The 14,089-nt window shown below is 63.4% G+C and carries 12 protein-coding genes; 6 read left to right on the top strand and 6 right to left on the bottom strand.

What is annotated here, in order from left to right; genetic code table 11:
• Positions 1-47: 47 nt before the first annotated feature.
• The 3 genes from MUU56_RS28590 to MUU56_RS28580 form a co-directional block, all read right to left on the bottom strand.
• Complete coding sequence (locus tag MUU56_RS28590; RefSeq protein ID WP_064333906.1) at positions 48-359, bottom strand: MocE family 2Fe-2S type ferredoxin; 312 nt, start codon at positions 357-359, stop codon at positions 48-50.
• Positions 356-1,390, bottom strand: a complete 1,035-nt coding sequence (locus MUU56_RS28585) for a sterol desaturase family protein (RefSeq protein WP_244770676.1) — start codon at positions 1,388-1,390, stop codon at positions 356-358. Before MUU56_RS28585 ends, MUU56_RS28590 begins: the two co-directional genes overlap by 4 nt.
• A gap of 173 nt (positions 1,391-1,563) precedes the next feature.
• Positions 1,564-2,565 carry a LacI family DNA-binding transcriptional regulator gene (locus MUU56_RS28580; RefSeq protein ID WP_244770675.1) on the bottom strand — a complete coding sequence of 334 codons (1,002 nt, stop codon included), beginning with the start codon at positions 2,563-2,565 and terminating at the stop codon, positions 1,564-1,566.
• Positions 2,566-3,013: 448 nt separating this feature from the next.
• On the opposite strand from MUU56_RS28580, the gene repA reads away from it, so the two are divergent.
• The 3 genes from repA (at position 3,014) to repC (ending at position 6,643) form a co-directional block, all read left to right on the top strand.
• Positions 3,014-4,222, top strand: a complete 1,209-nt coding sequence (gene repA / locus MUU56_RS28575) for a plasmid partitioning protein RepA (RefSeq protein ID WP_244770674.1) — start codon at positions 3,014-3,016, stop codon at positions 4,220-4,222.
• 70 nt (positions 4,223-4,292) lie between these two features.
• The gene (repB, locus tag MUU56_RS28570; protein WP_244770673.1) at positions 4,293-5,267 is read left to right on the top strand and encodes a plasmid partitioning protein RepB; all 975 of its coding nucleotides are present in this window, start codon (positions 4,293-4,295) and stop codon (positions 5,265-5,267) included.
• 155 nt (positions 5,268-5,422) lie between these two features.
• The gene (gene repC, locus MUU56_RS28565) at positions 5,423-6,643 is read left to right on the top strand and encodes a plasmid replication protein RepC (protein ID WP_244770672.1); all 1,221 of its coding nucleotides are present in this window, start codon (positions 5,423-5,425) and stop codon (positions 6,641-6,643) included.
• A 23-nt stretch (positions 6,644-6,666) separates the two neighbouring features.
• On the opposite strand, the gene MUU56_RS28560 is transcribed toward repC, so the two are convergent.
• The 3 genes from MUU56_RS28560 to MUU56_RS28550 all read right to left on the bottom strand — a co-directional run bounded on the left by MUU56_RS28560 (position 6,667) and on the right by MUU56_RS28550 (position 9,394).
• Positions 6,667-7,131, bottom strand: coding sequence for a hypothetical protein (locus MUU56_RS28560; protein WP_244770671.1), 465 nt, complete (start codon positions 7,129-7,131; stop codon positions 6,667-6,669).
• A 214-nt stretch (positions 7,132-7,345) separates the two neighbouring features.
• Positions 7,346-8,458 carry a tyrosine-type recombinase/integrase gene (locus MUU56_RS28555; protein WP_244770670.1) on the bottom strand — a complete coding sequence of 371 codons (1,113 nt, stop codon included), beginning with the start codon at positions 8,456-8,458 and terminating at the stop codon, positions 7,346-7,348.
• A gap of 624 nt (positions 8,459-9,082) precedes the next feature.
• Positions 9,083-9,394, bottom strand: a complete 312-nt coding sequence (locus tag MUU56_RS28550) for a hypothetical protein (RefSeq protein ID WP_244770669.1) — start codon at positions 9,392-9,394, stop codon at positions 9,083-9,085.
• A gap of 139 nt (positions 9,395-9,533) precedes the next feature.
• Between MUU56_RS28550 and MUU56_RS28545 the strand changes: the two genes are divergently transcribed.
• From MUU56_RS28545 to MUU56_RS28535, 3 genes are all read left to right on the top strand, one after another.
• On the top strand, positions 9,534-10,694 hold the full coding sequence (locus MUU56_RS28545; RefSeq protein ID WP_244770668.1) for a mandelate racemase/muconate lactonizing enzyme family protein: 1,161 nt from the start codon (positions 9,534-9,536) through the stop codon (positions 10,692-10,694).
• 36 nt (positions 10,695-10,730) lie between these two features.
• Complete coding sequence (locus MUU56_RS28540; RefSeq protein WP_244770667.1) at positions 10,731-11,903, top strand: M24 family metallopeptidase; 1,173 nt, start codon at positions 10,731-10,733, stop codon at positions 11,901-11,903.
• Between the two features lie 112 nt (positions 11,904-12,015).
• A complete protein-coding gene (locus MUU56_RS28535; RefSeq protein ID WP_244770666.1) occupies positions 12,016-13,455 on the top strand; it encodes an amidohydrolase family protein in 1,440 nt (479 codons plus the stop codon).
• The last annotated feature ends 634 nt before the right edge of the window (positions 13,456-14,089 follow it).

Genomic DNA, 14,089 nt, shown 5'->3' with positions numbered 1-14,089 from the left:
CGCTCGCACTCCGGAGGCCCGACGGGCCCGCTTGTCGGCACGCCGCCCTAGCCGAGGGCGACGCGAACCTCTCCGTCGATCACCTCGGCGGGATAGGTTTTCAGGTTCTCGCAGGCCGGCAGGCGCAAGGCCTCGCCGGTGCGATAGTCGAAGGCGCCGGAATGCTTGGGACATTCCACCTCGAAATCCATGACCAGCCCTTCGGCAAGATGGATCGCCTCGTGGGTGCACAGGCCAGCGGTGCAATAGACGCTGTCGTCCGGCGCGCGGTAGATCGCGTAGGTGCGGCCGCCATGATCGAAGCGGATGGCGCCTTCCTGTTCGATATCGGTGAGCTTGCAGGCTTGAACCCAGGTCATTCGGCGGCTCCCTGGACTTCAGCGCGGGCCTTGCGGGCGGCGAGCTTTTCCTTGCGCCTGCGGTAGCGCGCCTGCATGCGGGCCTCGCCTTCCGCCGAGCCGTCGTGCCAGGTGCCGAACCATTTATCGAGCGGGATCAGGGCGTCGCCGTAGTTCACCTCGAAATATTTGTGGTGCAGGTAGTGCGCATAGGCGTGGCTGTCGACCAGCGTCTCCTCGCCGACCTCCACCTTGTCGAAGCCGACATGGCCGGGGATGGCGCCGAAGCCGGCATAGTGGAGCTGGTAGAGCATCAGGACGGGGTTCGACGGCAGGATCAGGTGGTAGAAGGCGGTGCCGAGATAGAGCAGGTGCTCGACCGGATGCATCGACAGCGACGACCAGGGCGACGGGTTCACCGAATTGTGGTGGACCGAATGCACCCACTTGTAGAGGAACGGCGTGTGGATGAGCCGGTGGATGCAGAAGAAGTGGAACTCGTGGATGATCGGCACCACGAGGGCGACGAGTGCCAGCGTCCACGGATTTTCGGCAAAGCTCAGCCAGGGCGCATAGCCATTGGCATAGGCCCAGAGCATGGCGACCTCGATCGCCGTCCAGATGGTGACGCCCGAAAGGAACGTGCGCAGGATGTTGTCGAGGTTCTGGCTCTCGAACCAGAAGGCCTTGTTCTTCTGGTCGGCGGGGAATTTTCCGTTGTACTTGAAGCGGTTTTCCTGCCGCTTCAGCACATAGAGATGCAGTTCGAAGGCGCCGTAGAAGAGAAGAACGCAAACCGCATTCATCGCATAGAGCCAGGCGGCCCAGCCGATGCCGAGGGTCTGCATCGTCTCGACCGGCGGGATCACCCAGGCCCAGTAGGCGACGGTAGAGGCTGCGAAGATGGCGTTCCACGGAAAGAAATAGTGCGGCAACCACTTGAGGATCGCCAGGAAGCGGGGCGGAAGTGTAAACAGCGGCGCGGTTTCCACCGGCTGGTTCGGCGCCCAGTCCCCGCGCTTGTTGCGCGTTCCGTATTGCAGATCGTCCATTGCGCTCTCCCTCGGACGTGCAGGTGCATCGGCACCCGCGGAATTTCCCTGTTGGAAGGAGCGCATGCCGCGCCGCTCGCCGCGTTGCGCCTTGCGCAATGCCGGCTTTCCTCCCGACTTGGAAATTATCAAGAGCTCGCCGGAATGCCGAAGGGTTCCTTGATCAAATCAGATCAGAGGCCTTCGGCGGTGATGGTGATGAAGCGGATCGGGCTTGGATCTGGTTCGACATCCGTCAGGCCGATGCGGCGCAGGATGAGATCGAGCGCGCGCTGGGCCTGTGCTTCCGGCGCCTGGTCGAGAACGACATCCATGATGCCCTCGCTGAGCGCCGCGCGGGTATAATCGGTCAGCTCGTGCCCGACGAACAGGATGTCCCTGCCCCGTGGATGGCGACGCAGCACGCTGATCAGCGCGGAATTGGCCCCTCCGGCATTGTAGAGGCCGACGAGACCGGGATATTTCTCCAGCGCGATGGCAAGGGTCTCCGCGCTGAAATGCTCCTCGTCCCGGGTGAAGCCGAGCCATTCGAAGGCGATCGGGCCGGGATGGGCGGCGAAATAATCGGAAAAGCCGCGGATGCGGTCGCGGTGCACCTGGTAGATCGGATGGCAGAGGGCGACGACGGGGCCTTCTGCCCGGGCCATGCGGCCGATGAACCAGGCGGCCGTCCGCCCGGCGGCCTGGTTGTCGATGCCGACGAAGGCGCCGGTCTTTTCCGAGGCGCGGGTGACGACATGTACGACGGGCACGCCCTGGGCCGCCACCGCCTCCACCGCCGCCTTGATGAGCGGGCTGTTGGGCACGGCGAGGATGAGGCCCGCCCGCGGCAGGTCGGTCGAGCGGATATGGCGCGCGATCTGCTCCGGGTTCATCTCCTCGGTAAAGCTGCGATGCACCACGACCAAGGGATCCAGTGTCGCGGCGATGCGCTCGAACGCTTTGGACAGGCGCCGGTAGAACGTCGTCTCGGGACGGACCATCAGGACTTCGATGCGCAGCAAGCCGCGATGCGCATCGGGCAGCGTGCGGGGATAGTTGAGGCTGCGGGCGGCGATCACCACCTTCTCGGCCAGTTCGGGGCGCACGCCGCCGCGCCCGTTCAATACCCGCTCCACCGTCGCGGTGCCGACCCCGGCAAGGCGGGCAATGTCCTTGTAGTTGGACTTGCTCATTGTATCGCGGGCTCCTCGAACCGGTCCGTGCTTCGCCCGGCAGGCCTCGCGCCCGCCGCGGGTTTTCGCATGAATGCATCATCGAATCCCCGTCTCCAACAAGGCCTGATCCCGACAAATCTGTCGATGGGCCTTCCATTGTCGCAAGGCATGGGCGGAATGCGACGCGGATGGCAGGATGAAGCGCGATTCGGCCGCCCGGATCGTCGGCCGCCGGCGCGACCATGACGCAAGGGCGCCGCGAAGCATCGGAAGGCGCGCGGCGGTCGCCTGCGGCTGGGTGAAAAAGCAAAGCTGCGGCAAGGTGTTAGATTCTCGCTGCCGTTTCATGGCAGCCGGCTGGCAGGTTGTTAACCTTAAAAACCTTGCCCCCCCTAGAGAATCGCACATAATCACGCTTATGTAGCCTTTTACGGCTGAAAATCGTTATCTGAGAGAATGACCGTTCATGAACGCTAATCCCAGCGCTTCGGTGCACAACCCCGTGAATTTCGAGGACCAGATCCTCGAACAGGGCGATCTGATCTCGAAGAAGCTGCATTTGCTCAGCGTGCAACGATTCCCGCCGAATGCAAGGAAGACCTTGCGGCCGTTTTCGCTGGCCGAGGTTGCGAACTATGTCGGTGTTTCGCAGAGCACCTTGAAGAAACTGCATCTCGACGGCAAAGGCCCCTCCCCGCAGACCTCGCCTTCCGGCCGCCGCTCCTATACGGCCGGGCAGATGCTGGAGCTGCGCCAGTATCTCGACCAGCACGGCCGTTCGGAAAGCCGCATGTATGTGCCGCATCGCCGCAATGGCGAGAAGCTGCAGGTGGTTGCCGTCGTCAACTTCAAGGGCGGTTCCGGCAAGACGACGACCGCGGCGCATCTGGCGCAATATCTCGCCCTGACCGGACATCGGGTGCTGGCGGTCGATCTCGACCCGCAGGCCTCGCTCTCCTCCCTGCACGGCTTTCAGCCGGAGCTCGACCAGGTGGCGTCGATCTACGATGCCATCCGCTATGATGGGGAGAAGAAGGCTCTTGCCGATATCATCCGGCCGACCAATTTCCCCGGGCTCGATATCGTTCCGGCCAATCTCGACCTGCAGGAATACGAATACGACACGCCGCTTGCCATGGCGGACAAATCGTCGAACGAGGGCAAGACCTTCTTCACCCGCATCTCGCGGGCGCTGGCCGAGGTGGACGGCAAGTACGATGTCGTGGTGATCGACTGCCCGCCGCAGCTCGGCTACCTGACGCTGACCGCCCTGACGGCCGCGACCAGCGTGCTCATCACCATCCATCCGCAGATGCTGGACGTCATGTCGATGGGCCAGTTCCTGCTGATGCTGGGCGGCATTCTGAAGCCGATCCGCGCGGCCGGGGCCGAGGTCAATCTTTCCTGGTACCGCTACCTCATCACCCGCTACGAGCCGATGGATGTGCCGCAGGCGCAGATGGTCGGCTTCATGTCGACCATGTTCCACGAGTTCATGCTGAAGAACCAGATGGTGAAGTCCACGGCCGTCTCCGATGCCGGCATCACCAAGCAGACGCTCTACGAGGTCGAGCGCGCCGCCATGAACCGCGCAACCTATGACCGCGCGCTGGAATCGCTCGACGCCGTCAATGAGGAAATCACAGATCTTATCCACCGTTCGTGGGGGCGCTGATTTGTCGGCTGACAAAATCGGTATTTATTGAAGGAAAAACAATAGGCTGAGGCCTACCGGAAGTGACAAGATGGCAAGAAAGAATCTCCTCGAAGGCCTGGCGGCCCTGACCGACGACAGCACCGTCACCGCTTCCTATCCCATGCGGGGCGCCGGCAAGTCGCTTGTCCGCTCGCTCGACGAGCTTGCCAAGCAGGCGGACCGCTTTCTCGAAGGGGAGGCGGTCGTCGAGTTCGATCCGGACCTGATCGACGATTCCTTCGTGCAGGATCGCCTGGCGCAGGAGAATGACGATTTCCGAGAGCTCGTCGAGGCAATCCGCGAACGGGGCCAGGACACGCCGATCCTCGTGCGGCCCCATGCGACGGCGGCCGGGCGCTACCAGGTCGTCTTCGGTCACCGGCGGTTGCGGGCGGCCCGGGAGCTCGGCCGCAAGGTCAAGGCGGTCGTCAAGTCGATCGACGACCGCACCCACGTCATCGCGCAGGGCCAGGAAAACTCCGCGCGCGCCAACCTGACCTTCATCGAGCGGGCGCTCTTCGCGCGGCGCCTGGAGGATCTGGGGTATGACCGGGAGGTCATTGCCTCGGCGCTGGCCGCCAATGCGGCGGCGATCTCCAAGATGATGTCCGTCACGGAGCGCATCCCGGCCGACGTCATCCGCGCGATCGGTGCGGCGCCGGGCATCGGGCGGGAACGCTGGGTCGAGCTTTCGCTCCTCGCCGGCAAGGCATCCAACAATGACAAGGTGCGCGGCATTGTCCGTGACGCCGACTTTCAGGCGCTGGCGCCGGACGAGCGCTTCCTGGCGCTCTATGCCGCGCTGAACAAGAGCACACGCCCGGTCCGGAAGGCCGAGCCCGCTCCGGCCAAGGCCAAGTGGGAGCCGCAGGACAAGGCTGTGCTGGCGGAGATCAAGAACAGCGGCAAGGTCTTTTCGCTGTCGATGAAGGCGAAGAATGCCGCCCGTTTCGGTGACTTTCTTTCGCGCAATCTGGACGCGCTCTATGCGCAGTTCCTGGACGAGGAAAACAAGGGAGACTGAACAGCAAAAGAAAAAGGCCCCCAAGCGGTTGCCCACGTGGAAGCCTCTCTCAGAACTAAGCACTCCGAGAATCGCATTTCCACGAATCACAGTCAAGAGTCTTTGGCACCCTTTTTGGTGAGCGGATTTCTTTTGCCTTTTGGAAGGTGAAGGAAATGCAGAGTGGATATGTGACGACGCCCTTCGGGCGGCGGCCGATGACGCTTGCGCTGGTGAAAAACCAGTTCGAGGCGGCCAATATCAAACGCGGGAAGTCCGCCGACAAGTGGAAGATCTATCGTGACGCCTGCGATGCGCGTTCCCTGATGGGCCTGCGTGACCGGGCGCTAGCGGTTCTCAGCGCGCTTTTATCGTTCCATCCCGAGGTGGAATTGAAGGAAGACGCCAATCTGATCGTCTTTCCTTCCAACGCGCAGCTCTCGGCACGGGCAAACGGCATTGCCGGCACGACCCTTCGCGAGAACCTGTCGCTCCTCGTTCAGGCGGGCCTCATCAACCGCCAGGACAGCCCCAATGGCAAGCGCTACGCGCGAAAGGGCAGGGATGGCGTGATCGAGACCGCCTATGGCTTCAGCCTGGCGCCCTTGCTCGCGCGCTCGGAAGAGCTTGCACGGATGGCCCAGCAGGTGGCTGAGGAACGCCGGCACCAGAAGATCGTCCGGGAACGCATCTCCATCACGCGTCGGGATATCCGCAAGCTGATCTCCGCGGCGATGGAGGAGGGGGCTGCCGGCGACTGGAGCCTCATCGAGGATCACTATGTAGCGGCTGTCGCCCGGCTGCGTTTTGCAAAACAGGCAACCGAGCTGGAAGGATGCCTCGACGAATTGGCCCTGTTGCGCGATGAGATCGTCAACATGCTGGAAGATCAGTTTATTTCGAAAAAATCCGACACCAATGATGTCGAATGCCGTCAGCATATACAGAATTCAAAATCCGACTCCATCCATGAACTTGAACCTAGCTCTGAAAAAGAGCAGGGCGAGCCGTCGGTTTCCAACCGGGAGCGTCCAGCCGAACCGGGCAGGGCATTCCCGTTGGGCATGGTGCTGCGGGCGTGCCCGGAAATCGGGATGTACGGACCGGACGGGACAATTTCCCGCTGGCGGGACCTGATGGCGGCCGCCGTGGTCGTCCGCTCGATGCTCGGGGTCAGCCCATCAGCCTATCAGGAGGCTTGCGAAACCATGGGACCCGAAAACGCGGCCGTCGCGATCGCCTGCATTCTCGAAAGGGCGGGGCATATCAGTTCGCCCGGCGGCTATCTGCGTGACCTGACACGGAAAGCGGCGCGCGGCGAGTTCTCGCTCGGCCCCATGCTCATGGCGCTGCTGCGCGCGAATGGCAAGGCGGTGCCAGTCGGGAATGCCGGTTAGGCCGTACGTTTGCTAAAATTGTGCTAGCCTCGGCATGCCTTGGTGAGGTTGCGGACATGCACGGCATCCTGCTCGGTCGTCGAGAATGTCCGCATCTCTTGTCCGTCCGAGGCCAGCGTGAAACCACCGTGCAACAGATCGACAAGGTGTTGCTCTATCGACGTTTGACCATCGATCGCGTAGCGGCCATTGTGTATCTGAGCGGTTCCATCGATCACAAGCACGCTGTCGCCGCTTGAAAGCGTGAGGCGCACGGCCTTCTTCCCGGGAGAAGCGGTTTCGGGATAAAAGGCGATGACGGCATCGGTGTAGCCTTGCGTGCAGGTCACGGCGAACATCACGTCGCCGGAGGAGGGGTCATAATAGGCTAGGGTCAGCGTCGGCGCCTGGTCTTCATGCAGAAACCAGCCTTTTGGTACGCTCGATTGGGCTGGAATGGCCATGGCGAGGATAAGGGACAAGATCGCTGCAGTGAACCGTCGTACCATGGACCCCTCCCCAGCCGGCCCGGACGATACTGGCCCCGTCCCCGCGACGCGCGCAAGCCCTTCTCTTGTCGGGCGGCCCATCCGTCAACCGATGTGGTGCAGTGACGTTGCCCGTCTCCCCGAGAGGGCAGGGGGCTTTCCTGGGTGGTTCGAGCCGACGCCCTAATGCCGGCGATAGGAGGCTCATAAAACTTCGAACCGGGCCAGCCCTCGGCTAAAGCCCGGCGGCCTTTGTGAGGTTGACGCGGAAGCGGTCTCGGCGGCGCTGGTAGCGGCGGGTCATCTCGGCCGAGGCGTGGCCGAGATGCTTCTGGACATGGCGCTCGTCGACCTCGGCCGAGGAGGCGAGCCCGGCGCGCAGCGAGTGGCCGGCGAAGGCCTGCATCCGCTCGGCCTCCGGCAGGTCGCCGCGCACCCCGGCGCAAAGCGCCGCCTTCTTGACGAGGCGCGCCACCTCCTGGTCGTTGAGCCGGTCCGGACCGACGGACTTGCCCCGGCCCGTCACGCGGCGGAAGAGGGGGCCGCGGGCGATCTTGGCAAAGCGGATCCACGTCTCCAGGGCCGCGACGGGGCAGGTGGCATCGGAGGAACCGCGGCCGATCTCGACCTCGCGCCAGCCCGTCTTGCCGCGCAGCGTCACCAGCGCGCCCTTGTCGAAGATCTCGATCCAGCCGCGTCCGTCCTCGCTCTGGTCGCGGCCAAGGTCGAGGCCGACGATCTCCGAACGGCGCAGGCCGCCGGCAAAGCCGACGAGCAGCATGGCCCGGTCACGCAGGCCCCGCAGCGTGCCGCGGTCGAGCGTCTCCAGCATGGCGATGAGGTCCTCGGGAAGCAGGGCCTCCTTCTGGCGCGGCGGGGCGGCATGGCGGTTGCGGATGCCGGCCATGACCGTGGCGATGGCGCGGTCCTTGCGGTCGAGGGGCTGGCCGCGCTGCGCGCAGTTCCAGCCGATCGCGGCGAGGCGCCGCTCGATGGTGGAGACGGTGTTCGGCTTGCCGCCGCGCTCTGCCGTGCCGGAGGCGCAGGCGGTGATGTAGAGGCCGACGACCTGCGGGGCCGCAGGGAAGGAGGAAACGTTCTGCCGGCGGCACCAGGCGGAAAAGTGCTTCCAGTCGGAGGCGTAGGCCTTTCGCGTATTGGCGGCGCTGGCGGCCTCGACATAGGATCGGGCACGTTCGGTGAGGTCCTGCAGGTGGGCCGGCAGGGCAGGGGAGGCGGACGGCGCGGCAACGGCGGTGGCCATGCCGTCGACGGCCGGCGCGCTGTGCGGCGGTGCAGAGGCCTGCGAAGGATGAAGTTCGCTATTGCGGTCGTCGATTCGGCTCATTTCTTCATAATGAACACAACGAGCGATAAGGCAAGCTTATCCGGCATTGTGAAGATTTTGCGAGCGGTGTTGTTTTTACGGGAAAAACCGGTCAAACCGCTCGCACACTCTAGCTTGTTTGCCATGGACTAGTCTGCATGCGCTCTCAGCGTCTCCTGTGAGACTGCCGCAGATTACCCGGCTGGGTGTTAAAAAAGCTGAAATATTGTATGCGCTTAGGGCTTGTCTGGACCGGATGCCGGCAATCTCGCGAAACCCAGAAATACGGCTCTGTCGCCGAACGGCTGACCGGCTGCGGTGAGGACAAAGCGATGCTGCTCACTCGCGCCGTACGGATGGGTCTTTTGGCCTTCGAAAGGGTTTCCGTGCGAAGGCCCGCCCTCTCCTCGCAGGCCATAGCTGAGCTGGTCAGAATCGCCGAAGCATGCCTGCCTGTCGTGACAGATGAGGGAGCGATAATTTTGTCGTGGGCAGCTCTTTGAAGGCGTGCATTCGGCGCTGGACGATGCGGCGTGTCCTTCAGGGTGGACGGACAAAAGCAATGGGCGGCGATATCTGCACCCGTCTTTGCGGGTTTACACGCCGTCACCCAAAATGGCGCTCTCCGGTGCAGAGGCGAGGATTTCAGCGGTTCTGCACCGCGTCGGCTTCCTGGCTGACGTGCCGTTCGAACTTTGCCAGCAGGCGATGCATGGCCCTGCGTGCTTCCTCGAAGTTCGGGGACGCGGCCCTGGCTGCCCGGTCGGCTTCATATGCTGCTCTGGACGCGAACCTGCACTCCCAGCGGACATCCGGACCGTCTCCTTCCAGCTTGACGAGGATCAGCCCTGGCTCGAGCCCGAGCCCGCGCCTGATCTCGCTTGCCTTGCGGCGCTGCTCGAGCACCGCGTCGGCCAGGCCCTCCCTGGCGAAGTAGTTGGTCGCTTCGACGATCATGTTTTCCCTCCTGCCTGCCGGTACAAAAAATCGATCCGGCCATCCTTGACATTCCAAATCATGATCATAAAGTGTGATCACAATAGATGATCGCATTCTACAACGAGATGTCTGCGACGACAAGGAGAAGGTGGAGCCAGTGCCAACGATCAAGTCCATCGAAACATTGATTGTCCAATTGCCCACGCGGCGCGAGCACAAGTGGGCGGGCCTCACCGAGGTCATTGGCCGCTACGTCATGGTCAGGATGACCGATAGCGACGGCCGGGTCGGATGGGGCGAGGCGCCGGCGCTCAAGGACTGGGGTGGGGAATTCGGCCGCTATTTCGGCGAATCCGCCATGATCACCCGCGCGGTCATCGACACCTATCTCGCGCCCGCGGTCATCGGGCTGGAACTCGGCAATTTCGCGGAACTGCATGCCCGGATGGATGCGATCATCCGTGGTTATCCCTATTCGAAGGCTGCGGTCGAGTTTGCGGCCTATGATCTTGCCGGCCGCTGGCTGAACGTTCCCGTGCACACCCTGCTCGGCGGCAAGGCGCGCGAACGGGTGCCGGTCACCCATTCCATCGGCCTGATCTCCATCGAAGAGGCGCGGTCCGAGGTCGCCAAGCTGGTCGCGGAAGGCGTCAGGACGATCAAGGTGAAGATCGGCGTCGATCCGGCGCGGGACGTTGCCATGGTCGATGCCGTGCGGGAGGTCGCCGGCGATGCGGTCGAGATCTGCGTCGATGCCAACGAGGGCTACAAGACGCCGGGCGAGGCCGTGCAGACCGTGCGCAAGATGGAGAAGAACGGGCTCAAATATGTCGAGCAGCCGGTGATGGGCATCGAGCGGATCGCCGAGGTCGGCCGCCGGATCGATGCGCCCGTCATGGCCGACGAATCGGCCTGGAATGCCCATGATTCCATCCAGATCGTCCAGAATGGCGGTATCCAGATCGTCTCGATCTACACGACAAAGGCGGGCGGCCTCTACAAGGCGATGGAGGTGGGCGCGGTCTGCCGCGCCGCCGGCATCCTCTGCAACGTTAACGGATCGATCGAGACCGGCATCGGCAACCTCGCCAATGTCCAGCTCGCCGCCGCGTCACCGGCGGTGACCTTGTCCTGCGTCATTCCCGTATCGACGCCGGCCGAGGCGCAGCATGGCCAGGTCGGCGGCATCTACTACAAGGACGACCTTCTGGTCGAGCCGATGCAGTTCGTCGACGGCGCAATCGTCGTGCCGACGGGGCCTGGCATGGGCATCGATGTCGATCTTGCCAAGGTCGAGAAATATCGCGTTCGCGACTGAGCGTCCGCCAGCAAACGCAAGGAGAGAGGAAAGAATATGCGGGCAGAAATCGTTGCAAAACAGGTCAGGGCTATGGCGGAGCATGGGCTCGATGCCATCATTTGCTCCTCGCCTGAGAACTTTGCCTATACGGCAGGCTTCGTCGTTCCGTCGCAACCGCTGATCCGCCATCGCCACGCGATGACGATCGTCACCGCCGACGGGCGCAGCGCCATTTTCGGTGTCGATATGGAAGCGTCGACGATCAAGCGGCGCCTGCCCGACGTACCGTCACGCATCTGGGCGGAGTTTTCCGATGACCCGATGCTGGTCCTTGCCGACCAGCTCTCCGGTCTTGGCCTTGCGAAGGCGCGCATCGGCCTCGAGATGGACTATCTGCCTGCCGGCGATTTCGCCCGCCTGATCGCGGCGATGCCCGGCGCGCGGTTCGAGCACGCCGAGCCGATCCTCGCGCGGCTGCGCCAGATCAAGACGGCAGAAGAGATCGCGCTGCTCAGCAGACTGTCGCGCATCGCCGACCAAGCCATTGCCGACGCACTGGCGGAGGTGGATGCGGGCAACAGTGAAATGGATATTGCCGGGCACCTGACGCGCAACGTCTATTCGCTTGGCGCGGAGCATTTCAAGCTCCTCATCGTCGCCACCGGCGAGCGCAGCGTGCTGCCGAATGTCGGCCCGTCCGACCGCATCCTCAAGCGCGGGGATGTCTGCCGCGTGGAAATCTTCTCCGTCATCGACGGCTACCAGGCCGGTGTCTGCCGGACGGCCATCGTCGGCGAAGCGCCGCCCATGGCCGACAAGATCTGGGCCCATCTGGTGGAATGCAAGTACGAGATCATGGAGAAGGTGAAGCCGGGCGCCAGCTGCCGCGCGATCTACGACGCGTTCATCGCCAAGCTCGCCAAGCTCGACCTGCCGCCGATCTCCTTCGTCGGCCACGGCATCGGCCTTCATCTCCATGAGGATCCCTATCTCGGCCTCACGCCGGTGCTCGGCAAGCCGGGCAGCGACGCGCCGCTGGAGGAAAACATGGTCCTCGGTTTCGAACCGCTCTGCTACAACACCGGCTATGGCTTTGGCATGCAGAACAAGGACATGCTGCTTGTGACGTCGAACGGATCGGAACTCCTGTCCGACTACACGAACACGGACAAGCTTATCGTCTGCGGCACCGCCAGGCAGGGCGTGAAGGCACAGGCCGTCGCCTGAGGGCGCTACGGCGGCCGGGCCGGTGTCCTGCCCGGCCGCCATGAATGTCGCCCGCCATCTCGCGCGGCGGGCGATCGGGAGGGAAACGTGTTGAAGCATTGGGTGGAGCCGCATGCGTACGCTGATTGAAAATCTGAACTTCGCTTTCACGGTCGACAAGGACGACACGGTGCTGCGCAATGCCAGCGTGGTGATCGAGAACGACCGCATCGCAGACATCGGAGCGGCGGATGAGATCAAGACGCGCCACCAGGGCGGGGTTTTCGACAAGGTGATCGACGGCAGGATGCTGGGCATGTGCCCGGGCTTCGTCGACAGCCACGTCCATCTGTCGGAAACGCTTTCGCGCGCGGTCTTCCCCGACAATCTCAACACGCGGGCCTGGGTCTTCCACTGGGCCAAGCCCTTCTACGCCTTCATCACGGAAGAGGACGAATATTGGGGCGCACTGCTCGGCATCACGGAGATGCTCCGATGCGGCACGACCTGCTTCCTCGACATGGGCTCGCAATACGATCCCGGGATCGTCATCCGGGCGATGGAAAAGACCGGCATGCGCGGCATCACCGGCCGCCATGCCGCGGACAACCGGCCGGCCGAGCTGCCGCGTGGCTGGACCGAGGAAATGGCCGAGCATCATTTCTTCCCGGACGCGCAGACGGCGCTGAAAGTGCTGGAGGAATGCGTTACACGCTATAACAATACGCTCGAGGGCCGCGCCCGCTGCTGGGTGAACATCGAGGGCAAGGAGCCGTGCAGCCTCGAACTGCATGTCGGCGCCGTCGCGCTGGCCGAGAAGCTGGGTGTCGGCACGACCTACCATCTGGCGACCTCGATCGAGGAGGCCAAGGTCTGCGAGAGCAAATATGGCTGCTGGCCGATCACCCGGGTCGACCAGGCCGGCGGCATCCGCAAGAATCTCGTCATCGCCCATGGTGCGGCGGTATCGGACGAGGAGGTCAGGCTGCTGGCGGAGCGGGGCGCGAGCGTCGCCTTCTGCCCGTGCTCGTCCTTCAAGCTCGGCAAGGGCGCGACGTCCATCGGCAAATATCCCGAAATGGTCAAGGCCGGCGTCAAGGTCGGGCTCGGGACCGATGGCGTGTCGGCGGCGGGCAACATGAACCTCATGCGGCAGATGCTGGTCGTGGCCGGGATGTTCAAGGATGCGCGGTTGAAGCCCGACGTCTTCACCGCGCGCGAGGCGCTGCGCGCCGCCACCATCGAAGGGGCGCGGGCCCTGATGTGGGACGATGAAATCGGCTCGCTCGAAGTGGGCAAGAAGGCGGATTTCATTCTCTTCGACCTCGACCATATCGAGTGGACGCCGTTCTACGATCCGTTGCAAGCGCTGGTCTTCTCCGCATCCACCGCGTCGATCACGCAGACCTGGGTGGACGGCAAGGCACTTTATGCCGACGGCAAGGTGCAGGGCGTCGACGAGGCGGCGATCCGCGCCAAGGCCCGCGAACTGGCCGCCGCCGCGGTGGTGCGGGCCGGTCTCCACCACGGGAATGTCGAGACGACCACGACGCTCTACGACGAAGGAAACTGAGCTGAGGCCTGTCTGGCCGGCGTTCGGCGCCGGCCGGGGCAAGCTGCGGCCGAGAGGCTGCCCTGAAGTCTGCCTTGTCGGAAGCGGGCGCTTTGGGGCGGCATGTCGAAGCTCGGCCTATCGGCCTGGCTGAAGGGTGGCCGCGCAGCAATGGTGCGCTGCTGTCCGACGGGTGCTTCTCGTTCCGGGCACCGTGTGCTGCAGGAGGATACCATAAAGCTGCCGTTCATGATGGTGGTGTTGGACCTCTCGGCCCCCTGCATCGCGGATCGCGCCGAAAGGGCGTGCCGCTGGATGATACGGTAGAAACAATATTCCGGAAGAAAGTCGGTGAAGCGGATCACTCCGTGTGCGGGGGTCGGGAAATCTGTTCATCCGCGATGGATTCAGTGCGAATCCCGGTGTGGGCGCCGGCGAGCATCCGTCCGGATTTGACCGGCGCATGGTTCTCGCCCGTCGCGGCAAGCAGCCTTCACCGATCGGGCGAATTGAGCATGCGAAAGCATATTCTTCTGCTTGACAATTCTATCTGTGATCATAAAGTGTGATCAAAGTTGTTGAGGAGCAACCAGTGGAGCCGGGACCTTAAGCCCGCTCCGGGAATGGGGACAGGTGGTCTTGCCCACGCTTTCCC

This window comes from Shinella yambaruensis (genome assembly GCF_022899355.1).
Classification (GTDB): Bacteria; Pseudomonadota; Alphaproteobacteria; order Rhizobiales; family Rhizobiaceae; genus Shinella; species Shinella yambaruensis.
The sequence above is the reverse complement of the archived record's forward strand: the minus strand, read 5'-3'. Positions and strand labels throughout refer to the sequence as shown.